Origin of the sequence: Citrobacter sp. RHB21-C05, from assembly GCF_013889015.1 — a bacterium.
GTDB classification, from domain to species: domain Bacteria; phylum Pseudomonadota; class Gammaproteobacteria; order Enterobacterales; family Enterobacteriaceae; genus Citrobacter_A; species Citrobacter_A sedlakii.
Genome location: NZ_CP057611.1, coordinates 4,113,955 through 4,137,697, shown reverse-complemented (window position 1 = coordinate 4,137,697; position 23,743 = coordinate 4,113,955). Strand labels below are relative to the sequence as shown.

At 54.2% G+C, this 23,743-nt stretch carries 23 protein-coding genes; 10 read left to right on the top strand and 13 right to left on the bottom strand.

Features of this window, described 5'->3' with window-relative positions; genetic code table 11:
- Nucleotides 1-103 precede the first annotated feature (103 nt).
- On the bottom strand, nt 104-1,405 hold the full coding sequence (dcuA, locus tag HVX72_RS19700; RefSeq protein WP_042289670.1) for an anaerobic C4-dicarboxylate transporter DcuA: 1,302 nt from the start codon (nt 1,403-1,405) through the stop codon (nt 104-106).
- A 114-nt stretch (nt 1,406-1,519) separates the two neighbouring features.
- A complete protein-coding gene (gene aspA, locus HVX72_RS19695; RefSeq protein ID WP_042289667.1) occupies nt 1,520-2,956 on the bottom strand; it encodes an aspartate ammonia-lyase in 1,437 nt (478 codons plus the stop codon).
- A gap of 339 nt (nt 2,957-3,295) precedes the next feature.
- Between aspA and HVX72_RS19690 the strand changes: the two genes are divergently transcribed.
- On the top strand, nt 3,296-3,772 hold the full coding sequence (locus tag HVX72_RS19690; RefSeq protein WP_042289660.1) for an FxsA family protein: 477 nt from the start codon (nt 3,296-3,298) through the stop codon (nt 3,770-3,772).
- A 54-nt stretch (nt 3,773-3,826) separates the two neighbouring features.
- Here HVX72_RS19690 and yjeH read toward each other — a convergent pair whose 3' ends face one another.
- Nucleotides 3,827-5,077 (bottom strand): L-methionine/branched-chain amino acid transporter, encoded by a 1,251-nt coding sequence (yjeH, locus tag HVX72_RS19685; protein WP_181822144.1) that lies wholly within the window; start codon nt 5,075-5,077, stop codon nt 3,827-3,829.
- Nucleotides 5,078-5,349: 272 nt separating this feature from the next.
- Here yjeH and HVX72_RS19680 point away from each other — a divergent pair, with 272 nt between their 5' ends.
- The 3 genes from HVX72_RS19680 (at nt 5,350) to HVX72_RS19670 (ending at nt 7,942) form a co-directional block, all read left to right on the top strand.
- On the top strand, nt 5,350-5,643 hold the full coding sequence (locus HVX72_RS19680) for a co-chaperone GroES (protein ID WP_000027827.1): 294 nt from the start codon (nt 5,350-5,352) through the stop codon (nt 5,641-5,643).
- A 39-nt stretch (nt 5,644-5,682) separates the two neighbouring features.
- Nucleotides 5,683-7,329, top strand: a complete 1,647-nt coding sequence (groL, locus tag HVX72_RS19675) for a chaperonin GroEL (RefSeq protein ID WP_042289655.1) — start codon at nt 5,683-5,685, stop codon at nt 7,327-7,329.
- Nucleotides 7,330-7,588: 259 nt separating this feature from the next.
- A complete protein-coding gene (locus HVX72_RS19670) occupies nt 7,589-7,942 on the top strand; it encodes a DUF4156 domain-containing protein (RefSeq protein WP_042289653.1) in 354 nt (117 codons plus the stop codon).
- A gap of 80 nt (nt 7,943-8,022) precedes the next feature.
- On the opposite strand, the gene yjeJ is transcribed toward HVX72_RS19670, so the two are convergent.
- Both yjeJ and epmB read right to left on the bottom strand, forming a co-directional pair.
- Complete coding sequence (yjeJ, locus tag HVX72_RS19665; protein WP_181822143.1) at nt 8,023-8,886, bottom strand: YjeJ family protein; 864 nt, start codon at nt 8,884-8,886, stop codon at nt 8,023-8,025.
- A 161-nt stretch (nt 8,887-9,047) separates the two neighbouring features.
- Nucleotides 9,048-10,076 carry an EF-P beta-lysylation protein EpmB gene (epmB, locus tag HVX72_RS19660; protein ID WP_042289648.1) on the bottom strand — a complete coding sequence of 343 codons (1,029 nt, stop codon included), beginning with the start codon at nt 10,074-10,076 and terminating at the stop codon, nt 9,048-9,050.
- Between the two features lie 41 nt (nt 10,077-10,117).
- Here epmB and efp point away from each other — a divergent pair, with 41 nt between their 5' ends.
- The 3 genes from efp to ecnB all read left to right on the top strand — a co-directional run bounded on the left by efp (nt 10,118) and on the right by ecnB (nt 11,156).
- Nucleotides 10,118-10,684: an elongation factor P gene (gene efp / locus HVX72_RS19655; protein WP_042289645.1), complete on the top strand. Its 567-nt coding sequence runs from the start codon at nt 10,118-10,120 to the stop codon at nt 10,682-10,684.
- An 83-nt stretch (nt 10,685-10,767) separates the two neighbouring features.
- Entirely contained in the window at nt 10,768-10,902 is a 135-nt protein-coding gene (locus HVX72_RS19650; protein WP_181823300.1) for an entericidin A/B family lipoprotein, read from the top strand.
- Between the two features lie 107 nt (nt 10,903-11,009).
- Nucleotides 11,010-11,156, top strand: coding sequence for a lipoprotein toxin entericidin B (ecnB, locus tag HVX72_RS19645; RefSeq protein ID WP_181822142.1), 147 nt, complete (start codon nt 11,010-11,012; stop codon nt 11,154-11,156).
- Nucleotides 11,157-11,189: 33 nt separating this feature from the next.
- On the opposite strand, the gene HVX72_RS19640 is transcribed toward ecnB, so the two are convergent.
- Entirely contained in the window at nt 11,190-11,777 is a 588-nt protein-coding gene (locus tag HVX72_RS19640) for a LuxR C-terminal-related transcriptional regulator (RefSeq protein WP_181822141.1), read from the bottom strand.
- Nucleotides 11,778-12,032: 255 nt separating this feature from the next.
- Here HVX72_RS19640 and sugE point away from each other — a divergent pair, with 255 nt between their 5' ends.
- On the top strand, nt 12,033-12,350 hold the full coding sequence (sugE, locus tag HVX72_RS19635) for a quaternary ammonium compound efflux SMR transporter SugE (protein ID WP_042289637.1): 318 nt from the start codon (nt 12,033-12,035) through the stop codon (nt 12,348-12,350).
- Here the strand turns inward: sugE and HVX72_RS19630 are convergent.
- The 5 genes from HVX72_RS19630 to frdA form a co-directional block, all read right to left on the bottom strand.
- Nucleotides 12,347-12,880 (bottom strand): lipocalin family protein, encoded by a 534-nt coding sequence (locus tag HVX72_RS19630; protein WP_181822140.1) that lies wholly within the window; start codon nt 12,878-12,880, stop codon nt 12,347-12,349. The two genes, sugE and HVX72_RS19630, sit on opposite strands and share 4 nt — an antisense overlap.
- Before the next feature lie 107 nt (nt 12,881-12,987).
- On the bottom strand, nt 12,988-13,347 hold the full coding sequence (gene frdD / locus HVX72_RS19625) for a fumarate reductase subunit FrdD (RefSeq protein WP_042289633.1): 360 nt from the start codon (nt 13,345-13,347) through the stop codon (nt 12,988-12,990).
- Nucleotides 13,348-13,357: 10 nt separating this feature from the next.
- On the bottom strand, nt 13,358-13,753 hold the full coding sequence (gene frdC / locus HVX72_RS19620; protein WP_042289631.1) for a fumarate reductase subunit FrdC: 396 nt from the start codon (nt 13,751-13,753) through the stop codon (nt 13,358-13,360).
- 10 nt (nt 13,754-13,763) lie between these two features.
- On the bottom strand, nt 13,764-14,498 hold the full coding sequence (gene frdB, locus HVX72_RS19615) for a fumarate reductase iron-sulfur protein (RefSeq protein ID WP_042289627.1): 735 nt from the start codon (nt 14,496-14,498) through the stop codon (nt 13,764-13,766).
- Nucleotides 14,498-16,282, bottom strand: coding sequence for a fumarate reductase (quinol) flavoprotein subunit (frdA, locus tag HVX72_RS19610; protein WP_181822139.1), 1,785 nt, complete (start codon nt 16,280-16,282; stop codon nt 14,498-14,500). The genes frdB and frdA overlap by 1 nt, the downstream gene beginning before the upstream one ends.
- A 324-nt stretch (nt 16,283-16,606) precedes the next feature.
- Between frdA and epmA the strand changes: the two genes are divergently transcribed.
- Complete coding sequence (epmA, locus tag HVX72_RS19605) at nt 16,607-17,584, top strand: elongation factor P--(R)-beta-lysine ligase (protein ID WP_042289625.1); 978 nt, start codon at nt 16,607-16,609, stop codon at nt 17,582-17,584.
- A 212-nt stretch (nt 17,585-17,796) separates the two neighbouring features.
- Nucleotides 17,797-19,299 carry a glutamate/gamma-aminobutyrate family transporter YjeM gene (gene yjeM / locus HVX72_RS19600; protein WP_181822138.1) on the top strand — a complete coding sequence of 501 codons (1,503 nt, stop codon included), beginning with the start codon at nt 17,797-17,799 and terminating at the stop codon, nt 19,297-19,299.
- 54 nt (nt 19,300-19,353) lie between these two features.
- On the opposite strand, the gene mscM is transcribed toward yjeM, so the two are convergent.
- Nucleotides 19,354-22,680, bottom strand: coding sequence for a miniconductance mechanosensitive channel MscM (gene mscM / locus HVX72_RS19595; RefSeq protein WP_181822137.1), 3,327 nt, complete (start codon nt 22,678-22,680; stop codon nt 19,354-19,356).
- Between the two features lie 67 nt (nt 22,681-22,747).
- Nucleotides 22,748-23,719, bottom strand: a complete 972-nt coding sequence (gene asd / locus HVX72_RS19590; protein WP_042289619.1) for an archaetidylserine decarboxylase — start codon at nt 23,717-23,719, stop codon at nt 22,748-22,750.
- Between the last annotated feature and the right edge of the window lie 24 nt (nt 23,720-23,743).

Below are 23,743 nucleotides of genomic sequence, written 5' to 3'. Positions count from 1 at the left end.
GAGAAAGACCTGCAACGAAGGGGTCACTATACAATGGACGGCGGAAGGATGTTAGACAAAGGGAGGGGAAAAACGGGGCGTGAATACGCCCCGTGGGTCATACTTACAGCATGAAGCTGCCCAGCAGGAAGCCGAAGCAGACCGCCAGAACCACACCCAGCGTACCAGGGATGAAGAACGGGTGGTTGAAGACAAACTTACCGATACGCGTGGTGCCGGTGTCGTCCATTTGTACCGCCGCGACCAGCGTCGGATAGGTCGGCAGAATGAACAGACCAGAAACCGCCGCAAACGATGCGACCGCCGTCAGCGGAGAAACGTTCAGCGCCAGCGCCATCGGCATCAGTGCTTTTGCGGTTGCCGCCTGAGAGTAAAGCAGCGCAGAAGCAAAGAAGAAGATCACCGCCAGCAGCCACGGATGGCCCTGAATCACTTCACCCGCAGTATCTTTGATCCAGTCGATGTTGTGAGACACGAAAGTGTCACCCAGCCATGCCACGCCCAGGATACAAATACACGCGCTCATACCGGCTTTGAAAGTACTGGAGTTGAGAATAGCGTCGGTTTCCACTTTGCACAGAATGGTGGTCAGCGTCGCGACGCTCAGCATGATGATCAGGATAGCATTAGTGGTGTTCATCAGCGGCTTCTCAACCAGACCGAGGCTTGGGCTGTTGATAATCGCGTAAACCACCACGCACACCACGCCCAGCAGGAACAGCCAGACGGAGCTTTTCGCCATTGGTTTGATGTCAATCTGCTTCTCACCGCGCAGTTCAATCAGACCTTCTTCCAGACGTTTACGGTATACCGGATCGTCAGAGAGTTTTGAGTTGAACAGCATGGTGACCAGGAAGGACATCACCAGAACCGCCAGCAGCGTGGACGGAATGACCACGGACAGCAGGTGGATGTAGCTAATGCCATGACCTTCCATCACAGAAGACATATACACCACCGCTGCGGAGATGGGCGATGCGGTAATCGCAATCTGTGCGGAAACCACTGCGGTGGACAGAGGACGGCAAGGCTTGATGCCTTGTTCCTTCGCCACTTCAGCGATAACCGGCAGCGTTGCCAGAGAGATGTTCCCGGTGCCTGCGAAAATAGTCAAAAAGTAAGTGACGATCGGTGCGAGGATCGTGATGTATTTTGGATTACGGCGCAGCAGCTTTTCCGTCTGGTTAACCAGATAGTCAAGACCGCCCGCGACCTGCATTGCGGAGATGGCAGCGATAACCGCCATGATGATGGAAATGACATCGAACGGGATATTACCGGGTTTCACGCCGATAGCGGCAAGAACCAGAACACCCAGCCCACCTGCAAATCCAATACCGATGCCCCCTAGTCTGGCGCCCAAAAAGATTGCCAGCAAAACAATGATAAGTTCGACAACTATCATATTAGCCTTCCTTGTTGTTTAACAAGTTGATATTAAATTGTTGTTATTTGGTAACTTCTTATATGAAAAAGGGCACGTCATCTGACGTGCCCTCTTTGGTACTACCCTGTATGATTACTGTTCGCTTTCATCAGTATAGCGTTTTGCTTTGTAAGCAGGGTGCATCAGGTTTTGTGCGGAGAAAATATCGTCTAGCTCTGCTTCAGTCAACAGACCACGCTCCAGCACCACTTCACGGACGCTCTTACCGGTTTCGGCGCAAATCTTACCAACGATGTCGCCGTTGTGGTGGCCGATGAACGGGTTGAGGTAGGTGACGATACCGATAGAGTTGAAGACGTACCCTTCGCACACGTCTTTGTTAGCGGTGATACCGTTAACGCATTTTTCCAGCAGGTTATAGCAAGCGTTGCTCAGAATGTGGATAGATTCGAACATCGCCTGACCAATAACGGGCTCCATCACGTTCAGCTGCAACTGACCCGCTTCAGACGCCATGGTAACAGTGGTGTCGTTACCAATAACTTTGAAGCACACCTGGTTTACGACTTCTGGCACAACCGGGTTCACTTTGGCTGGCATGATGGAAGAGCCCGCTTGCAGTTCCGGCAGGTTGATCTCGTTCAGGCCGGCACGTGGGCCAGAGGAGAGTAGACGCAGGTCGTTACAGATTTTGGACATCTTCACGGCAAGGCGTTTCAGCGCGCTGTGCACCATGACATAAGCGCCGCAGTCAGAGGTCGCTTCGATCAGGTCTTCAGCCGGTACGCAGGCGAAACCTGTTACTTCCGCCAGTTTCTGGACAGCCAGCGGGGAGTATTCTTTCGGGGTATTTAGACCGGTACCGATAGCCGTTGCGCCAAGGTTAACTTCCAGCAGCAGCTCGGCGGTACGCTCGATGTTTTTCACTTCTTCTTTCAGCAGGACGCTGAACGCGCGGAATTCCTGACCCAGCGTCATTGGCACCGCATCCTGCAACTGGGTACGACCCATTTTCAGGATGTCCTGGAATTCGACAGCTTTACGTTCAAAGCCTTCACGCAGCTGGTTAATGGCGTCGATCAGTTTAACGATAGAGGCGTAAACCGCGATGCGGAAACCGGTTGGGTAGGCGTCGTTAGTAGACTGACATTTGTTCACGTGGTCGTTCGGATTCAGGTACTGATATTCACCTTTCTGGTGACCCATCAGCTCCAGCCCGATATTGGCCAGCACTTCGTTGGTGTTCATGTTAACGGAAGTGCCCGCGCCGCCCTGGTAGACATCTACCGGGAACTGGTCCATGCATTTGCCGTTATTCAGGACTTCATCACATGCGGCGATGATTGCATTCGCCACACTCTTAGGAATGGTTTGCAGCTCTTTGTTCGCCAGAGCCGCGGCCTTCTTCACCATTACCATTCCGCGCACAAACTCAGGGATATCGCTGATTTTGCTGTTGCTAATGTAGAAGTTTTCAATCGCTCTCAGAGTGTGAACACCATAGTAGGCTTCAGCTGGAACTTCCCTGGTACCCAACAGATCTTCTTCGATACGAATGTTGTTTAACATGTGAACCTTCTTTTTTAAAGCTGCCAATGAATGCACTAAACACACAGAACATATGTGGTTTCGATTGTTTCTTGACCGACGATTATCCCCTCCGTCAGTCTGGTATACGAGATCATATGCTGCTGCAGGAATTGTGCCGTAATCTGGATCACTTTAAGTGGTACTAATTACCCCTTAATTATTATTTTGTGAAATATGTCACCGCTTCAGGATTAACTCCAAAAATAAGTGTACAAACAGCTTGAAATTTTGCGAACTACCCCAACAACTGACTAATGCGAATCGCAACCAATTTCAGGCCGACGTGGGTGAAACGGCGGTCTGCCACAGGAGAACCCCTTGCGCTGGATACCGTTACTTGCTGTCTTTCTCTATGTTTATATTGAGATTTCTATCTTTATTCAGGTCGCCCATGTGTTGGGCGTGCTGATGACCCTGATCCTCGTCATCTTCACGTCGGTGATTGGGATGTCGCTGGTGCGTAACCAGGGATTTAAGAATTTTATGCTGATGCAGCAGAAAATGGCGGCGGGTGAGAGCCCGGCGGCGGAGATGATCAAGAGCGTGTCGCTGATCATTGCCGGTCTGCTGCTGTTGTTGCCTGGCTTTTTTACCGACTTCCTCGGCCTGCTTCTTTTATTACCCCCAGTGCAAAAGCATCTGACGATGAAGCTGCTGCCGCATTTGCGTTTTTCCCGAATGCCGGGCGGTGGATTTAGCGCCGGAACGGGCGGCGGCGAGACGTTTGACGGCGAGTTTCAGCGTAAAGATGAAGAGCGTGACCGGATCGAACATAAAGACGATCGCCGCGATTGATTGCTTTGTGACCGTGCAGGCCCGGAACGCTGTGCGTCGGCCGGGCCACTCGAACTACAACCGACTTTCCACTTTTTTCCGTTTCGGCAAAAACAGCCATAATCCGGCCAGCATCACCAGCGCGTACAGGCTTTTCCAGCCCACCATCGCCAGCAACAGCAAACATAATGCCCCGCCAACCACCGCCAGCGCGCGGTAGCGACCTTTCAGCAGGCGGCATCCGGCCAGCATGCACAGCAGATAAATCATGATAAAGATGCCGTTGGCGTAGACGATCAGCGCATCAAGATTGATCTCCAGCGCGTAAATACACAGTGTGCTGACTACACAACAACCCAACACGGCATTCAATGCATTACGCGGAATATGGCGTGGCGAGAGGCGGGCCAGATAATGATCGGGCTTATATTGCGCCTGGGACCACACCAGGCGGGCAAAGCTCTGGATATAAATATTGAGGCTGGCAAAGCAGGCCAGATATCCAATGACGCAAGCCACCCACAGCGCCTGCACGCCAAACAGCCGCACCACGATGTCAGGCAGCGATGCTGCGGCCGCCATCGTCTCGCCATAGGCGCCAAAATGCAGTACCACAACGGTGCAGCCCCAGTAGACGGAGCCCGCCAGCAGCAGGCCAATCATCAGCGCGCGGGGGAAATCGCGTTCCGGTTTTTTAAATTCAGAGGCGAGATGAGCGAACGCTTCCAGACCCACAAAACACCAGAACATCACCGACAGCGCGGAAAACAATCCTGACATCTCTATTTCGCCAGGGGCAGGGAAGGGGATTTCCGCCGGTTTCAGGTCGCCTGCCCACCAGATAGCAACAATCAGCGCGACGATAAGCCCGGCAATTACCGATTGCAGATTGGCGCTGGAGCTGGCGCCGCGCGAACCGATGTACCACACCAGCGCCAGCGTGCCCAGTTCCGCGAGCAAAAGCTGCCAGCCGTGCCAGCCAAACATCGCCTGGCCAAATCCGGCGGCGATATGCAGGGCGGCGGGGAGCCCCACGGGGATCACGGATAAAAACAGCCAACCGGTGACGCGTTCCAGATGTGGACCAAACGCCATGCCGACGAAATGAGCGACGCCGCCCGCGCTGGGGTAGTGGCGGCCCAACAGTGCAAAGACAATCGCGATGGGAAACACTAAAACGATCAAAATTGGCCAGGCCCACAGGCTATTGTTGCCTGCAACCAGCGCCGCCAGCGCCGGAACGGCGAAGACGCCGGTGCCTAATAACGATGTCGACAACAGGCCGATGCCCTGAGCCAGTCCCAGCTCTTGTTTCAGTCCACTCATGAGAAGTTATCCGGTTGCGCCTGGTGTCAGGCAACTGCGCAGATTTTCGATGGTATCACAATCGGATTTGCTTATGACGCAGGCGATTAAATAGACGAGAAATGTGAGGTAAGCCGTGTTTTTACAGGATTTTTCGCTGAAGATAATTTTTTTTTGCGTTACCCCTTGAAGGGGTAAAACCCCATCCCCATCTCTCTGGTCACTAGCCGGGGAACCTTTACGGGCCGGCGTCACCCATAACTGATAAAGACCTTCTCAAAGGAGAGCTATCAATGAGTATTCGTCCGTTACATGATCGTGTGATCGTCAAGCGTAAAGAAGTTGAATCCAAATCAGCTGGCGGCATCGTACTTACCGGTTCTGCAGCGGGTAAATCAACACGTGGCGAGATCATCGCTGTCGGTAAGGGCCGCATCCTGGATAACGGTACCGTGCAACCGCTGGACGTGAAAGTCGGCGACATCGTGATTTTCAACGATGGTTACGGTGTGAAGTCTGAGAAGATCGACAATGAAGAAGTGTTGATCATGTCTGAAAGCGACATTCTGGCAATTGTTGAAGCGTAATTAACGCACGAAACTGTACGAATTTGAGGAAATAAGAACATGGCAGCTAAAGACGTAAAATTCGGTAACGACGCTCGTGTGAAAATGCTGCGCGGCGTAAACGTACTGGCAGACGCAGTGAAAGTGACCCTCGGACCGAAAGGCCGCAACGTTGTCCTGGACAAATCCTTCGGTGCCCCGACCATCACTAAAGATGGCGTATCCGTAGCACGTGAAATCGAACTGGAAGACAAGTTCGAAAACATGGGCGCGCAGATGGTAAAAGAAGTGGCCTCTAAAGCGAACGACGCTGCGGGCGACGGTACGACCACTGCAACCGTACTGGCTCAGTCCATCATTACTGAAGGTCTGAAAGCTGTTGCTGCGGGCATGAACCCGATGGATCTGAAACGTGGTATCGACAAAGCTGTCGCTGCGGCGGTTGAAGAACTGAAAGCGCTGTCCGTACCGTGCTCTGACTCCAAAGCGATTGCTCAGGTAGGGACCATCTCCGCGAACTCCGACGAAACCGTGGGTAAACTGATCGCGGAAGCGATGGACAAAGTCGGCAAAGAAGGCGTGATCACCGTTGAAGACGGTACCGGTCTGCAGGACGAACTGGACGTGGTTGAAGGTATGCAGTTCGACCGTGGCTACCTGTCTCCATATTTCATCAACAAGCCGGAAACTGGCGCAGTAGAACTGGAAAGCCCGTTCATCCTGCTTGCTGATAAGAAAATCTCCAACATCCGTGAAATGCTGCCGGTTCTGGAAGCCGTTGCGAAAGCAGGCAAACCGCTGCTGATCATTGCAGAAGATGTGGAAGGCGAAGCGCTGGCGACCCTGGTGGTTAACACCATGCGCGGCATCGTGAAAGTGGCTGCGGTTAAAGCGCCTGGCTTCGGCGACCGTCGTAAAGCGATGCTGCAGGATATCGCAACCCTGACCGGCGGTACCGTTATCTCTGAAGAGATCGGTATGGAACTGGAAAAAGCCACCCTGGAAGACCTGGGCCAGGCAAAACGCGTTGTGATCAATAAAGACACCACCACCATCATCGATGGCGTGGGTGAAGAAGCGGCAATCCAGGGTCGTGTGACGCAGATTCGTCAGCAGATCGAAGAAGCCACTTCTGACTACGATCGTGAAAAACTGCAGGAGCGCGTAGCGAAACTGGCAGGCGGCGTGGCAGTGATCAAAGTTGGCGCGGCGACCGAAGTTGAAATGAAAGAGAAAAAAGCGCGCGTTGAAGATGCCCTGCACGCGACCCGTGCTGCGGTAGAAGAAGGCGTGGTTGCCGGTGGTGGCGTTGCGCTGATTCGCGTGGCAAGCAAAATCGCCGAGCTGAAAGGTCAGAACGAAGATCAGAACGTCGGTATTAAAGTTGCGCTGCGCGCAATGGAAGCGCCTCTGCGTCAGATCGTGCTGAACTGCGGCGAAGAACCGTCTGTTGTGGCTAACACCGTGAAGAGCGGCGACGGCAACTACGGTTACAACGCGGCAACTGAAGAATACGGCAACATGATCGACATGGGTATCCTGGATCCGACCAAAGTAACCCGTTCTGCACTGCAGTACGCGGCTTCTGTGGCTGGCCTGATGATCACCACCGAGTGCATGGTGACTGACCTGCCGAAAAGCGATGCGCCTGACTTAGGTGCTGCTGGCGGCATGGGCGGCATGGGTGGTATGGGCGGCATGATGTAATTTAATCCTCATACCCCCCGCCGCAGGTACGTTGGCAGCGTTTCTCTGCCCAGGAGCTTACTGATGTAAGCTCCTGGAGATAAAAGAACTTGCCACCTGCCTGCAACGTGAAATATCGATTAAATACACATAACGAACATATTGCGAAAAATGAGAAACCCCCGGGCAGAAATGTCCGGGGGTTTTTCTTTTAGTCATCTTTTTAGTATAAGATTCAACTACGGACAACGAGTCCAGCTCATTGATTATGGGGAATAACATGCACGTGAAATATTTAGCAGGGATCGTCGGTGCCGCGCTACTGATGGCGGGTTGTAGCTCCAGCAACGAACTGAGCGCTGCCGGTCAAAGCGTTCGCTTCATGGAGGAAAAGCCAGGCGCGGAGTGCCAACTGATTGGTACGGCAACCGGTAAGCAAAGCAACTGGCTTTCTGGTCAGCATGGCGAGGAAGGCGGTTCTATGCGCGGCGCGGCAAACGATCTGCGTAACCAGGCTGCGGCAATGGGCGGCAATGTGCTTTACGGCGTAAGCAGCCCATCACAGGGGATGTTATCCAGTTTTGTCCCGACCGCCAGTGAAATGACGGGACAAGTTTATAAGTGCCCTAATTAATCGCACTCTCCTTGCCGGATGGCGACGTGACGCGACTTATCCGGCCTACGGCTCCTGTAGGCCTGATAAACGCAGCGCCATCAGGCATTCCGCGGGGCCTTATCCGACTGAACGCGTAAGTGGTGCAACGCGCGCAGGCATTGTTCCTGAGTGAGCTTCTGCGTTTTCCCTGCGGCCAGCGTTCTGGCGAATACCTGACAAGGCTTTCCTGCCAGCTTTTTCAGTCTCGGACTAAATTCGAGCAGCCGACGTGAAATCGACTCCACCTCTTTATTACCGGAAGGCGAGCGGGTTTTTACCACAACGCCGCTGTGCTGCTCTTTTCCTGTTTCATCGGTATAACGGTAAAGCACCGCGACATAGTGGCTGAAAAGCGCGTGTTTCCAGTCCGGTTGCGCGTAGGCGTCATATTCCAGATTATCATTGCTCTTGCAGTCGGCGTCATATAACGGCAGGAAGTCGAGAAGAGAAGAAATCCGCAGCGCCAGTTCACGCATGCCGGCATTACTCAACGCCCGAACTATCGCCTGGACCAGCATTTCAATCTGCAGCTCGTTAATTATCAATTCACAGCGGCTGCCGTCGTGAAGTTGGCAGACGAACAGTAAGTCCTCGCTATTTGCCTCGGATAAGGTGACAGAAACAATGCGCCGGTTGACATCGGCGTGTTTAAGTTCGTCTTCCACCATGGACGGGGTGTTATCCAACAGCTTTTTACTGACCTTATCGCGCGCTTTCTCATAGTACTGCCGCTGTTCCGCATTTAATTGCTGCTTTTCATGGAGGCGGCTTTCCAGCGCGATCAGCAGATCCCTTAACTCCAGCGCAGTCAAAAAGAACAGTGATTCTTTATTTCTTGGCTCTTTTATTTTCAGCGCCAGCGCCATAAATTCATTCGATTTGCGAATAACACCTGTATTAATGCCTTTGATACTCATAGCCATCAAGGTTCTCCCTAACCAATTATTAATTAAATCATTAGTTACGAGCTATATATATGTTTTTTAAATATATAATGCGACAGTTATCGTTAAAGTAACATAATGTAGAGCGGGAAAGCGGGTAATTTAAATGGAGGTGTCCGGAACCGGACACCTTTTGTGGCTTATTGCTGACGTAGCTGTAAGTCGAGGGGCGTTTTACTGGGCTCGCCGCCAATTTCCCGCGCCAGTTTAGGCACCAGATAACCCGACACCAGCGTTAACAGTTCGCGCATAATCTGGCGCGCTTCGTCATCGGTGACCATGAAATGCGCTGCGCCCTGCACTTTATCCAGTACGTGCAGGTAATAGGGCATCACGCCCGCGTCGAACAGGGCGTTGCTGAGAGCGGCAAGCGTCCGGGCGTTGTCATTTACGCCGCGCAGCAGGACGCTCTGGTTAAGCAGCGTGACGCCAGCCGTGCGCAATTTCGCCATAGCGTCCCGAAAACTGGCGTCGATTTCATTGGCGTGGTTGATATGGTTCACCAGCAAGATCTGGAGAGAAGAGTGCGCGAAGCGGGCCACCAATCCCTCCGTGATGCGCGCTGGAATAACAATCGGCAAGCGACTGTGTATGCGCAGACGCTTTACGTGTCGGATGGCCTCCAGTTGGGTGAGCAGCCAGTCCAGCTCGTGGTCTTTTGCCATCAGCGGATCGCCGCCGGAAAAAATGATCTCATCCAGCTCCGGATGGGCGCTGATATAGTCCAGCGCGGCCTGCCAGTTGCGTTTATTGCCCTGATTTTCCGCATAAGGAAAGTGACGGCGGAAGCAATAACGACAATTTACCGCGCAGCCGCCTTTCACTAAAAGCAGCGCCCGGTTGTGGTATTTATGCAGCAGTCCGGGCACCACGCTGTGCTGCTCATCGAGCGGATCGGTGGAAAAACCGGGCGCGGCGATAAACTCCTCTTGCGAAGTAAGTACCTGACGTAAAAGCGGATCGTCAGGGTTACCTTTCTCCATGCGCGCGATAAACGCCCGTGGCACGCGCAGGGCGAACAGACGTCTGGCGTCACGCCCGGCTAACAGGTTTTCGTCTGCCTCTATGTTTAAAAGACGCAGGAGCTCATCGGGATCGGTCACAACATCGGCAAGTTGCGATAACCAATCTTCTCTGGATGGGGTATTTAGGGTTACAATATGCGCCATTTTGTGGCTTAGCTACCAGTTAACAATTTTCAGAGGGCCTTATGGCAACGTACTATAGCAACGATTTTCGCGCTGGTCTTAAAATCATGTTGGACGGCGAACCTTATGCGGTTGAAGCCAGCGAATTCGTTAAACCAGGTAAAGGTCAGGCTTTTGCTCGCGTTAAGCTGCGCCGCCTGCTGACCGGTACTCGCGTAGAGAAAACCTTCAAATCTACTGACTCCGCAGAAGGCGCTGACGTAGTCGATATGAACCTGACTTACCTGTACACCGACGGTGAGTTCTGGCACTTCATGAACAACGAAACCTTTGAGCAACTGTCTGCTGATGCGAAAGCGATCGGCGACAACGCGAAATGGCTGCTGGACCAGGCTGAGTGCATCGTAACCCTGTGGAACGGCCAGCCGATCTCCGTCACGCCGCCGAACTTCGTTGAGCTGGAAATCGTTGATACCGACCCGGGTCTGAAAGGCGATACCGCAGGGACTGGCGGCAAGCCGGCAACGCTGTCCACTGGCGCAGTGGTTAAAGTTCCGCTGTTCGTTCAGATTGGCGAAGTGATCAAAGTGGATACGCGTTCAGGCGAATACGTTTCCCGCGTTAAATAATCCATCTCATCCTGAAGGATGGAGTGGATCAGCATAAATTTGGTGCAGCCCTTTCGCTGCACCACTGTTTTTCCAGGGCAGGAATGATGAAACGTCTTCTCGGTCTTGTAACACTGTTTCTTCTCACCACATCGTTGCTGGCGGGCTGCAATACCGCACGGGGCTTTGGTGAGGACATGAAACATCTCGGCAACTCCATTTCGAACGCCGCCAGCTAATTTTTTCTCGTCTTCCTAAAAATTGTCTCTGTTCCGTCATTTTTCCGGATCTTGTCTATGATTAAGTAGCAATACTCAAATAACATTGGCTAGAAAAGGAAGACGTTATGTTTAAGAAAACAATTGCAGCGATCTTTTCAGTGTTAGTGCTTTCCTCCGTGTTGACTGCCTGTAATACCACGCGAGGCGTTGGTCAGGATATTTCTGACGGCGGCGATGCTATTTCCGGCGCGGCGACAAGAGCTCAGCAGTAACAGCGTAAACGGTACGGCAACCCTGTCGTGCCGTTAACTTTTCATTTCGGAAAGCGCCAGAAAAGGTGAAAAGCGATTGTCCATGTGTAGCTTCATACGGATATTGCGCTTATAGGTATAGACCGTCTTTGCGTGAATGCTGAGCGCACAGGCGATGGCGTTATTACTTGCCCCTTCCATCCACATCGTCAGTACCTTTTCTTCCTGCGGCGTCAGCAAGGGCGAAGCATTGCCAGGCGCTTCTGCGACGGAACCGCTGAGCAACGCATTGTGAATATTTTCCGCCAGTTCCGGCAGAGCAACCTGCTTCGACAACGCGGCATAAACCGGATAGCGCTGGGTTTCCGCCAGACCGCCAGACTCCAGCAAAATGAGTGGGCTGCTACCGCAGGCGAGAACAAACGGCGCAATGTACTGGACAGAACGCGCATCATTCAGAAAGCCATAAAGATCGGCGATCACCAGGTGCGGTTTCCACTGCTGGATATGCTCCTTCACCAACAGCAGGTTGTTAAGCCCGGAGACCAGAAATGAATGATTAAAGAGTTCAGAACGATTAAGCCACGCCTCGATCCCGGAACGGGTAAAGTGGCAACGGTCAATCACGAGTATTTTCAACATAACGTTTTCGCATTCAGAAGTAAGGCTAGTGGCTTCCTGACTTCAGAAAGCGTCCCATCATAGAGAAGTCCGATCAGTGCTGAATGCGTAAAATGCGCTTCGAAATGCGCCTAATTCGACGCTTTAGCGGGCAAAAGAGAAAAAAGTTGAAATTTATCCCCGCTCAGGCAGAATTATTTTTCTACTCATCGCGTTGCAGGACGACCTGCAAGCGCGTCTTTCATCGGGGACGGCCCCATTTCTACGGAGCCTGATATGTCCTGGATAATCTTGTTAATTGCGGGTCTGCTTGAAGTGGTTTGGGCGGTTGGCCTGAAATACACTCACGGATTCAGTCGCCTGACGCCGAGCGTCATCACTATCGCCGCGATGATTGTCAGTATGGCGCTTCTCGCCTGGGCGATGAAAACGCTGCCCGTCGGTACCGCCTATGCCGTGTGGACCGGAATCGGCGCCGTCGGGGCCGCCATTACCGGTATTGTGCTGCTGGGAGAGTCAGCCAACCCGATGCGTCTCGCCAGCCTGGCGCTGATAGTCGTTGGGATTATTGGCCTGAAGCTGAGCACCCATTAAGCGCCGGGTTGCTTCACCCAAATTAATTTACTGACATCAAAACCTTGCCGGGTCGCGACGGCCAGCATCTGCTGCTTCATTTCATCGGAAATGGTCGGGGTGCGTGAGAGTATCCACAGGTAGTCGCGATCCGGACCGCAAACCAGCGCGTGGCGATACTCTCTGTCGAGCGCGATAACGTTATATCCGCCGTAGAACGGTCCGAAGAAAGAGACTTTCAGCGCCGCGCGGCTGGGATCGCCAGTAAAATTGGCTTTTCCTTCCGTCTGCTGCCATCGGCCTCTGTCCGGGTTATAGCCTTTATTGACGACGTTAAGACCGCCGTCGTCGCGCTGACTGTAGGTTGCCGTCACTTTTTCCAAACCACGTTCAAAGCGGTGATCGAAACGAGCTATCTCATACCAACTGCCGAGGTAACGTTTCGCGTCGAAGTTTGTGACCACCGTGACGCCGCGTGGTGGTGTTGGATTACTGCAGGAGACGACCAGGAAAGCCGCGGTGACAGCGGCAACGACGGGGAGCAGGCGCATAGGTCTTCCTTAAGCGGTTTTTACTTAAGTGTAGAACCTGGCGGGAAAATAGCGGCAGAAGGGAGAAAAAATTGCCCTCTTATCAGGCTGACAAGAGGGCAGAGGATTTAGATGCTGACAATCCCGATAGCGGTGACAACCGTCAGAATAGCCGCCAGACCGTAGAAGACCCACTTGCCAGCCGGCACGTGGATTTTCAGATCATGCATTGCATGGTGCATGCGGTGTAAACCACACCACAGCGGCAGGACGATCATCAGGAACAGAAACGCACGACCAATGAAGCTCTGGGCAAACGCCAGTACGCGCTCAAAGCTCAGGGCATCGCCCGGGAACAGACCCAGCGGCAGCAAAATACCCACCAGCAGAACCATTACCGGCGCGATGATCGCGCTCCACATACCGCCTGCGCCAAACAGACCCCAGAATACCGGTTCGTCAGAACGTTTTGGGTTTGGATTAATCATCCCGGACTCCTTACCAGAACAGGGCAACAAACAGTATGACTACGGTCACGACCGCAGTAACCACCCAGAGACCTTTAATGATCGGCTCTGGCCCCATTTTTTCATCTTTTACGATAATGTTGGCGGCTTTCGGCGCCAGCTCAAACCAGGTTTTGGTGTGCAGCAGCGCTGCCGCCAGGGCGATCAGGTTGAGGATCACCACCACCGGGTTTTGCAGGAAGCCTACGAAGCCTGCCCAGGATTCCACGCCATGCTTGAGCGCGAACAGACCGAAAATCAGCTCAATACTGAACCACACTGCCGGAACGGCGGTGCCTTCGCGCAGCATGTAAAAGCGATAAAACGGCAGTTTTTTCCACCAGGTGGACGTCATCGGCCGCACATAGGGTTTGCGTTTAGTCGTCATGTTGCACTCCTTAGCGTGGTTTCAGGGTGGCGATAAGAAAGTCTTTCGAGCTTTCCACTTTACCCTGCTGAATGGCCGCAGCCGGATCGACGTGTTTCGGGCAGACTTCAGAGCAATAGCCCACAAAAGTACAGCTCCATACGCCATTCTGACTGTTCAACTGCGCCATACGCTCCTTCTTACCGTGGTCGCGGCTGTCTTCGTTGTAACGATGCGCCAGCGTAATCGCCGCCGGACCGATGAACTCAGGGTTCAGGCCGAACTGCGGGCAGGCGGCATAGCACAGACCACAGTTGATGCAACCAGAGAACTGGTGATACTTCGCCATCTGTGCCGGGGTCTGGACGTTCGGTCCTTGATCCGTGGTGCGCGGATTGCCGATGATGTACGGCTTGATCGCCTCCAGACTTTCAATAAAGTGCGTCATGTCGACGACCAGATCGCGTTCGATCGGGAAGTTGCCCAGCGCTTCCACCTTGATGCCGTTGGTATAATCACGCAGGAAGGTTTTGCACGCCAGTTTCGGTACGTTGTTCACCATCATGCCGCAGGAACCGCAGATCGCCATACGGCAGGACCAGCGGTAGCTCAGGTCCGGCGCCAGGTTATCTTTGATATAGCCCAGCGCATCCAGCAGTGAGGTGGTTTCATCATAGGGCACTTCGTAGAAAGCACTGTGCGGCGCGGTGTCGGTTTCAGGGTTGTAGCGCACCACCTCAACTTTCAGGTTTTTCATCTCAGCCATTACGCCTTCTCCTTCTTATCGGCTGCTTCCGCTTCCGCACCGTAAACGCGTTTCGCAGGCGGCAGCGTGGTGATTTTCACGTCGCTATAATCAAGGCGAGTCGTGCCATCAGCATCGCGGAAGGCGAGAGTATGTTTGAGGAAGTTGACGTCGTCACGCTCGGTGCAGCCTTCATCCAGACGCTGGTGCGCGCCGCGTGATTCCTTACGTGCCAGCGCGGAGTGCGCCATACATTCTGCCACGTTCAGACCGTGACCCAGTTCGATCGTGTAAAGCAGGTCGGTGTTGAACACGCTGGAGTTGTCGTTAATGCGCACGCGTTTAAAGCGTTCCTGCAACTCGGCCAGCTTGTCCACGGTTTTCTGCATCAGTTCCGGCGTACGGTAGATGCCGCAACCTTCTTCCATAGACAGACCCATTTCGTCGCGGATCTTCGCCCAGTTTTCATTGCCTTCCTGGTTAACCAGGTCTTTCAGGCGCTTTTCAACGTCCGCAACCTGTGCGTTCAGCGCGGCGTCATTAGCGGTGTCTGCGGTCGACGCGCGCTCCATCGCCTGCTCGCCCGCCAGACGACCAAAGACCACCAGCTCGGCCAGCGAGTTAGAGCCCAGGCGGTTAGCGCCGTGCAGACCAACGGAAGAACATTCGCCGACGGCAAACAGACCTTTAATGCGGGTTTCGCAGTTCTGATCGGTTTCGATACCGCCCATGGTGTAGTGCGCGGTTGGACGAACCGGAATCGGCTCTTTCACTGGATCGACGCCCACGTAGGCTTTCGCCAGTTCGCAGATAAACGGCAGACGTTCGAGCAGTTTCTTCTCGCCCAGATGACGCAGGTCGAGGTGAACCACATCGCCGCGCGGGGTTGAAATGGTGTTGCCTTTACGCCATTCGTGCCAGAAGGCCTGAGAAACTTTGTCGCGCGGGCCCAGTTCCATGTATTTGTTTTTCGGCTCGCCCAGCGGGGTTTCCGGACCCATACCGTAGTCCTGCAGATAGCGGTAGCCGTTTTTGTTGACCAGGATACCGCCTTCACCACGGCAACCTTCGGTCATCAGAATACCGGAACCTGGCAGACCGGTCGGGTGATACTGAACGAATTCCATATCACGCAGCGGAACGCCGTGGCTCAGCGCCATGCCCATGCCGTCGCCGGTCACGATGCCGCCGTTGGTGTTGTAACGATACACACGGCCTGCGCCGCCGGTCGCCATCACCACCGCGTTCGCGCGGATCTGCACTAATGTGCCTTCCATCATGTTCATCGCGACCAGGCCGCGAGCGTGTCCCTCATCAACCAGGATATCCAGAACAAAATGTTCGTCAAAACGTTGGATTTGTGGGAACTGCAGGGAGGTCTGGAACAGGGTGTGCAGCATATGGAAGCCGGTTTTATCCGCGGCAAACCAGGTACGCTCGATTTTCATCCCGCCGAAGCGACGGACGTTGACGCTACCGTCCGGACGACGGCTCCATGGGCAGCCCCATTGCTCCAGTTGGGTCATTTCGGTCGGACAGTGATGGACAAAGTAGTCCACGACATCCTGTTCACACAGCCAGTCTCCGCCCGCTACGGTATCATGAAAATGATAGTCGAAGCTGTCATGATCCTGGGCGACTGCGGCTGAGCCCCCTTCGGCAGCAACGGTGTGGCTGCGCATGGGGTACACTTTTGAGATCAGTGCGATTTTTGCGTTAGGATTTGCCTGCGCGGCAGCAATTGCAGCACGTAATCCCGCGCCACCGGCGCCTATAATGGCAAGATCGGCTTGAAAGGTTTGCACGACATTCCTCCAGATTGTTGTAATTTCACGACCTCGTATTTTCAGATAAAGACCCTGAATCATACGGGACGTGAATGCGTTTCCACTGCTCCTTTATAGGTACAACAGTATAGTCATTGCGATGTGCACGAAATTTGACGTGTTCGATTTTTTTAGCGCGTCAGAGGGGGGAATTATCATTGAATTTGATTAATTTAATTACTAAACCATCGTTGTACGCTTTTTTAACCCGGTAGCCCCGCTTTATTATTCCTGCGCAAAATTTGTTTCATTGGCGCGTTACGAGTAGACTTCGTGCCCTTGTCTTAAACTGGAGAAAGAACCATGAGCGAAACGGCAACCTGGCAGCCGAGCGCGTCCATACCTAACCTGTTAAAACGCGCGGCAATTATGACGGAAATTCGTCGTTTTTTCGCCGATCGCGGCGTGCTGGAGGTAGAGACGCCCTGCATGAGCCAGGCGACGGTCACAGACATTCATCTGTTCCCGTTCGAGACGCGTTTCGTCGGCCCCGGTCACTCCCAGGGGATGAACCTCTATTTAATGACCAGTCCGGAATACCACATGAAACGTCTGCTGGTGGCAGGCTGTGGTCCGGTCTTCCAGCTTTGTCGTAGCTTCCGTAATGAAGAGATGGGGCGCCATCACAACCCGGAATTCACCATGCTGGAGTGGTACCGTCCCCATTACGACATGTACCGGCTGATGAACGAAGTGGACGATCTGCTGCAACAGGTGCTGGAATGCCCGGCGGCGGAGAGCCTTTCTTATCAGCAGGCATTCCTGCGTCATCTGGAGATCGATCCGCTCTCCGCGGATAAGACGCAACTGCGAGAAGTCGCAGCGAAGCTGGACCTGAGCAATATTGCCGATACCGAAGAGGATCGCGATACGCTGTTGCAACTGTTGTTCACAATGGGCGTCGAGCCGCACATCGGTAAGGAAAAGCCGACGTTTGTGTACCATTTTCCGGCAAGCCAGGCATCGCTGGCGCAAATCAGCACGGAAGATCACCGCGTGGCGGAACGCTTTGAGGTCTACTACAAAGGTATTGAACTGGCGAATGGTTTCCACGAACTGACGGACGCGCGCGAACAGCAGCAGCGTTTTGAACAGGATAACCGTAAGCGTGCCGCCCGTGGCTTACCACAGCAGCCGATCGACAATAACCTGCTCGACGCGCTCAAAGTTGGGATGCCGGACTGTTCCGGCGTCGCGTTGGGCGTGGATCGCCTGGTGATGCTGGCGCTGGGGGCAGAAAGCCTTGCAGAAGTGATTGCCTTTACCGTCGACCGCGCATAGTGTTCTCGTTTTCCCTACAAAATGGTGTTATGCGCGCCATTTTGTAGCACAAATTTTCAATTTCCCTCTAAAAGCCACATTTAAATGCTGGTCATTTGTTACCATTCAGGTATCAATCCTGTGTTGATTTCACTTGCCGCTCTCCGCAATAGAGAGCGGTGCGATTCAGTGAGCGCGGTTTACTCAACGCGCTCAGAGTGAGGGATGGTTTCATGAGCCAGACAATAAAAAAGATGAGCCTGACAGGTCTCATCCTGATGATTTTTACTTCCGTTTTTGGATTTGCAAATAGCCCTTCCGCTTTTTACTTAATGGGTTATAGCGCAATCCCATGGTATATATTTTCTGCATTATTATTCTTTATTCCATTTGCATTAATGATGGCTGAAATGGGTTCCGCTTACCGAAAAGAGGAGGGCGGAATCTATTCCTGGATGAATAACAGCGTTGGCCCACGCTATGCTTTTATTGGCACGTTCATGTGGTTTTCATCTTACGTCATCTGGATGGTGAGTACTGCGGCGAAGGTGTGGGTGCCATTTTCCACCTTTGTGTTTGGCGCGGATATGACCCAACACTGGCGCATCGGCGGGCTTGAACCCACGCAGGTCGTAGGGCTGCTTGCCGTGGCGTGGATGATTATGGTCACCGGCGTGGCCGCGCGGGGGATTAATAAAATTGCTCGCGTTACGGCGGTTGGCGGCATTGCGGTGATGTGCCTGAATGCGGTTCTGCTGCTGGTGAGCATCGCCATTCTGTTATTAAACGGCGGACATTTCGCCGAGGGGATTAATTTCACCGCCTCGCCGAACACGGGCTATCAGTCTGGCCTGGCAATGCTGTCATTTGTGGTGTTCGCGATATTTGCCTATGGCGGTATTGAAGCGGTCGGCGGGCTGGTGGATAAAACCGAAAAACCGGAAAAGAACTTTGCGAAAGGCATCGTATTTGCGGCGATGGTTATTTCCGTCGGCTATTCGCTGGCGATATTTTTATGGGGTGTTAGCACCAACTGGCAGCAGGTACTCAGTAATAGCGCCGTGAACCTCGGAAATATTACCTATATCCTGATGAAAAGCCTTGGGATGACGCTGGGCAATGCGTTACATCTGTCGCCGGAAGCAGCGATAACCCTGGGCGTCTGGTTTGCGCGCATTACCGGTCTGTCGATGTTCCTCGCCTACACCGGCGCGTTCTTCACGCTGAGTTATTCACCGCTGAAAGCGATCATCCAGGGAACGCCGAAAGCGTTATGGCCTGCGCCAATGACAAGACTCAACGCCGTCGGGATGCCGGCAACGGCGATGTGGATGCAGTGTCTGCTGGTGTGCCTGTTTATTCTGTTGGTCTCGTTTGGCGGCGACACCGCCTCGGCGTTTTATAACAAGCTGACGCTAATGGCGAATGTCTCAATGACCCTGCCGTACCTGTTCCTCGCGCTGGCGTTCCCGTTCTTTAAGGCGCGAACTGAGCTGGAAAGACCGTTTGTGATTTTCAAAACCAGAGCATCGACGCTGGCCGCGACGGGTGTGGTAGTGCTGGTGGTGACGTTTGCCAACGTTTTCACGATCGTCCAGCCAGTGATCGAGGCCGGAGACTGGAACAGCGCGCTGTGGATGACCGGCGGCCCGGTATTCTTTTCACTGCTGGCAATAACGATTTATCAGAACTATAGCCGCCGGATGGCAAATCAGCCGCAGTGGGCGTTGGAATAAACAGAACGGCTGTAGACCTGATGGCGGCTTCGCCTTATCAGGCCTACACCTGCTTTACAAACTTCCTGCCGGGCGGCTACCGCGTCCGGCTGAGGTTAACGTTCTGGCCGTTTTCTTGCCGTTAAGACTTTCCAGACGCATCTGGAACGGTGGGAACGGCATATCTATACCGTGCTCCTGGAAGCCCGCCAGAATCAACTGGTGGATTTCATGGCGTAGCGGCATTCGGTGGCCCATTTCCGCAGCATAGATGCGCAATTCAAAGATCTGAATCCCCTGTTGCAGGTCGACCAGAAAGACTTCCGGCGGCGGGTTATCAATCACCAGCGAACAACGCTCCGCCGCCGTGTAGAGGATCTGGGTGACCTCTTCGCTGTTAGCGTCAGAAGGGGCCGGAACGGTGAGCACCACGCGGGTTACCGAGTCGGACAGCGACCAGTTGATAAACTGCTCAGTAATAAACGCTTTGTTCGGCACGATTATCTCTTTACGATCCCAGTCGCTGATGGTGGTCGCGCGGGTGTTAATCTTCGTTACGCTGCCGGTCAGATCGCGGATCGTCACCGTATCGCCAATACGAATCGGCTTTTCAAACAGGATAATCAGACCCGAGATAAAGTTTGCGAAGATCTCCTGCAAACCAAAGCCAAGACCCACACCGAGCGCCGCGACCAGCCATTGCAGTTTTGACCATTCGATACCAATCATCGAGAAGCCGACCAGCCCGCCGATCAGCATCAGCAGGTATTTGGTTATGGTGGTAATGGCGTAGCCGGTGCCTGGCGTCAGATCGAGATGCTGTAACAGCGCCAGCTCCAGCAGTGCGGGAAGATTACGCACCAACTGCGTGGTGATGATAAATACCAGAATCGCAATCAGCACCGCGCCCAGCGTGATTGGCTCGAGGCTTTCGACGCCCTGCACCGTGGAGGTAACATCCCAGAGTGAGATATTTTCCAGGAAGCCGAACGCGGAATGGATCTCCGACCACAATACAATCACCGACAGCAGGGCGATCAGCATCAGGATAGAACGCACCAGACGTAATGACTGGGTACTGATGGCATCGAGATCGACTTCGCTTTCATCGATGTCAACGGTGCCTTCAAGGCTGGTGGAATGGGCCGGTTCTTCTTCGCCACGGGCACGCTGCGCCAGCATTTCCGCCCGACGGTGCTTCGCGCGGTCAAAGGCCAGCCTCCGCCGCTGGATCAGCATCCAGCGGCGAATGACGTGATAAATCACCAGCAGCAGGAACCAGATAGCGACGGAGGTTTCCAGCCGCGCCAGCAGCGCCTGTGCGGTGGCGAGATAGCCCACCGCCGCCGCCAGAATCGCCAGCAGCGGCGCGCCGATCATCATGTTCCACAGCATACTGTTGACCATATTGTCGCCGTTGCCTTCTTTATCGAGATAAAGCGGGATCCCGGCCTTTTTCAGACTCAACGTCACCAGCGCCAGCGCGCCGCAAATCAATATAAAGCACAGGCGCCCCAACGAGCCGGAAAATTCCCGGTCATTCAGGTTATCAAACATGATCAGCGCCATAATCAGCGGCACAATCAGACCGATACTCATCAGGTAATACCGCATCGCCCGCGTGACGCGCTGGCGTGGCCAGCCAAAGTGGGCGATAAACAGACCATTCGGGCGGGCAAAGGTCGCGCAGATCATCACGACCCACAGCAGCGGCACAGTCGCCGTGACGCCGTCGCCTATCGCGACCGCCAGCGGATACGGCCAGGCTTCGCGCAGACCGTAGCCTAGCGTCATCCACAGCACCGGCAACGGCGAGGCCACCAGGATCGACCAGAACACGGTGCGCAGCGTCAGCCAGAAGTGGTCCTGGGTCACTTTGCCGACTTTGGCGGCGGAACGTTCGAGAAAACGGGTAAAGTGGCGACGCGAATAAATGCTAAAGCCCACCAGAATCAGCGCGCCGAACAGCGGTAACAGCGTTTCCCGACTGGTTAACATCATCAGGCTGGCTTTGCCCAGTTGGCTGACGGTGTCGAGCGATATCAGACGGCGCAGATCCTGGACAATATCGATTGGCCAGGAGAACGACAGAGGGCGCACGTCGGAGGTCCAGAAAAGATAGCGGTGGGTCGCCTCGTTGACCTCTTTCAGGGCGTCTTCAAGCTGGCTATTGGACACCTTCAGCTTAGTCAGTTCGAGTATCAGCGTGTCGCCGCCCTGGAGCAGCGAATTCAGCAGCTCGCGCTGGGTTCGCAGTTGGGCTTCCAGAATGCGATTTTGTTCGGCGGTAAGCGGCTGTCCGTCTGCCTGATGCAGTTGGCGAAGCTGGGGCTGTTTATTGAGCTGATCTTCGTAGCGCAGACGCTGAACGCGCAGCTGCGCCATTTCGGTATCCAACTGCTGCGGCTTTGGCATCTCCGGCAGCCGCGCCACCTGCGCGCGCAGGGCTTCGCCCAGCAGGTTGGAAGAGCCGAGCCACTGCGACTGTTCCCGTAGCGTCGTCAACGCCTGGCGAACCTGTTGGGTCTGACTGGCGGCCTGACGCTGCTGAGAGGCGACCAGATCCATCCGCTGCGCCTGCTGGTTCAGCGCCGCAGACAGCTCACGGTTCACCTTAAATTGCGCAACGATATCCGGCGGCAGATCCGCGCTGTTTTCCGCCAGCAGTTCGGTGCTCTCCAGCGCGCGTTCTGCTTCACGCTGGCGCTGGCTGTTAAGTTGATTTCGTAATGCCTGCAGATAAGCATCAAGCTGCTGGCTCTGCTTTTGCGCCAGTTCCGCGCGCAACCGCGCCAGCTCCTGACGATTATTGGCGGAAAGCTGCGCCAGCTCCAGTTCGTCGACCAGCGCCTTCAGCCGCGCTGAGTCGGCCTGCATACTGTAATTTTGCGCCTGGCTGACGGGCGTATTACCCGTTGCTGTGCCAATGCGGCGTTCGATCTCGTTAAGCTGGCGGCGGGCATCGGTTTGCTGCTGCGGAAGCTGGCTCAATGAGTCAGCGATTTCGCGCGCGCGTTCCTGTTCCTGCTGGGCCTGGCGGCTTTTCTCCAGCAACTGGCTGCTGACCTGGAGGATCTCCTGGTTTAGCGCATCGGTGGACAAGCCAGGCGGAACGGTGCGGGGTTCATCGCGCAGGTTGGTGAGTTGTGCCCGCAGCGAGGCGGACATTTTGGGGAAATTATCAATGACTTGTTGATACTGCTGAGCGCGCTCGAGGGAGCCTTTACGCTCCTCAAGCGCATTCAACGCCGCCTGCAGCGCCTCAACGGCTTCCGGTTGGGCGGGTTTTGCCGCTTTCGCCTGCTCCAGTTCCTGGGCAATGTGTTTGGCGTCGGGGGCTGTCGCGGCGTATGCCCCCAGGCTGAGGCACCAGGCCATCAGAAATGTGATTATCAGGCGCACAGCAGCGTTTCCTCTCCACGCCATCATTCAGGTTGCGTCAATGCTCCTGAATGATGGGGTGTCTGTTTCAGGTTTCGTCTTTTTTGTCGTCTACCAGCGGGCTGGCATCATGTTCGGCTTTGATTTCTTCTTCCGGCAGTGGGGCAGGTTCAGCATCCACGGGCGCCACGAACGTCTCGGTTGAGATCGCCAGCGGCTGACCAATTTTAGTCACTGACAGGCTTTCCAGCGATTCAACCAGATTCACTTTACCTGGCGCAAACAGGTTGATGACGGTGGAGCCGAGCTTGAAGCGGCCCATCTCCTGGCCTTTCAGCAATGCCACGGAACCTTCGCTCTCTCCGGCAGGCCAGGTCCAGCGTTTAATCACGCCTTCACGCGGCGGAGTGATCGTTCCGGCCCAGACGGTTTCGATGCTGCCGACGATCGTAGCCCCCACCAGAATTTGCGCCATTGGACCAAATTCGGTGTCGAACAGGCAGATAACACGTTCATTTCGGGCGAACAGATTCGGCACGTTTTGCGCGGTCAGGTGGTTTACCGAGAACAGATCGCCCGGCACGTAGATCATCTCGCGCAGGATCCCGTTACAGGGCATGTGCACACGGTGGTAATCGCGCGGCGACAGGTAGGTGGTGACAAACGAACCGTTGCGGAACAGATCCGCCATCAGATAGTTGCCCGCCAGTAAGGCTTCCAGGCTGTAGTTATGGCCTTTGGCCTGCAGGATTTTATCTTCTTCAATCTTGCCTAACTGGCTGATCACCCCGTCTGCTGGCATGACCAGCACGTTCGGGTCAGTATTCAGCGGACGCACCTCGTCCCGCAGCGGACGCACGAAGAAATCATTAAAGGTGCGATAGCTTGCGGTATCCGGCTTCTGCGCCTCTTTCATATCGACCTTGTAGACCTTTACGAACAGATCGATAGCCAGCTTCGTCAGCCATCCCGCTCGTTTGCTCGCGCCCCAGCCCGCCAGGCGAGTGAGCCATAGTTTCGGCAGAATGTATTGTAGCGAAAGTTTAAATGAGTTTAGCAAGGTAGCCTCCAGGCTATTGTTTTA

Coding starts and splice junctions, on each gene's coding strand:
- dcuA (WP_042289670.1), bottom strand. CDS start 1,405: ATGATAGTTGTCGAACTTATCATTGTTTTGCTGGCAATCTTTTTGGGC.
- aspA (WP_042289667.1), bottom strand. CDS start 2,956: ATGTTAAACAACATTCGTATCGAAGAAGATCTGTTGGGTACCAGGGAA.
- yjeH (WP_181822144.1), bottom strand. CDS start 5,077: ATGAGTGGACTGAAACAAGAGCTGGGACTGGCTCAGGGCATCGGCCTG.
- HVX72_RS19680 (WP_000027827.1), top strand. CDS start 5,350: ATGAGTATTCGTCCGTTACATGATCGTGTGATCGTCAAGCGTAAAGAA.
- groL (WP_042289655.1), top strand. CDS start 5,683: ATGGCAGCTAAAGACGTAAAATTCGGTAACGACGCTCGTGTGAAAATG.
- HVX72_RS19670 (WP_042289653.1), top strand. CDS start 7,589: ATGCACGTGAAATATTTAGCAGGGATCGTCGGTGCCGCGCTACTGATG.
- yjeJ (WP_181822143.1), bottom strand. CDS start 8,886: ATGGCTATGAGTATCAAAGGCATTAATACAGGTGTTATTCGCAAATCG.
- epmB (WP_042289648.1), bottom strand. CDS start 10,076: ATGGCGCATATTGTAACCCTAAATACCCCATCCAGAGAAGATTGGTTA.
- efp (WP_042289645.1), top strand. CDS start 10,118: ATGGCAACGTACTATAGCAACGATTTTCGCGCTGGTCTTAAAATCATG.
- HVX72_RS19650 (WP_181823300.1), top strand. CDS start 10,768: ATGATGAAACGTCTTCTCGGTCTTGTAACACTGTTTCTTCTCACCACA.
- ecnB (WP_181822142.1), top strand. CDS start 11,010: ATGTTTAAGAAAACAATTGCAGCGATCTTTTCAGTGTTAGTGCTTTCC.
- HVX72_RS19640 (WP_181822141.1), bottom strand. CDS start 11,777: ATGTTGAAAATACTCGTGATTGACCGTTGCCACTTTACCCGTTCCGGG.
- sugE (WP_042289637.1), top strand. CDS start 12,033: ATGTCCTGGATAATCTTGTTAATTGCGGGTCTGCTTGAAGTGGTTTGG.
- HVX72_RS19630 (WP_181822140.1), bottom strand. CDS start 12,880: ATGCGCCTGCTCCCCGTCGTTGCCGCTGTCACCGCGGCTTTCCTGGTC.
- frdD (WP_042289633.1), bottom strand. CDS start 13,347: ATGATTAATCCAAACCCAAAACGTTCTGACGAACCGGTATTCTGGGGT.
- frdC (WP_042289631.1), bottom strand. CDS start 13,753: ATGACGACTAAACGCAAACCCTATGTGCGGCCGATGACGTCCACCTGG.
- frdB (WP_042289627.1), bottom strand. CDS start 14,498: ATGGCTGAGATGAAAAACCTGAAAGTTGAGGTGGTGCGCTACAACCCT.
- epmA (WP_042289625.1), top strand. CDS start 16,607: ATGAGCGAAACGGCAACCTGGCAGCCGAGCGCGTCCATACCTAACCTG.
- yjeM (WP_181822138.1), top strand. CDS start 17,797: ATGAGCCAGACAATAAAAAAGATGAGCCTGACAGGTCTCATCCTGATG.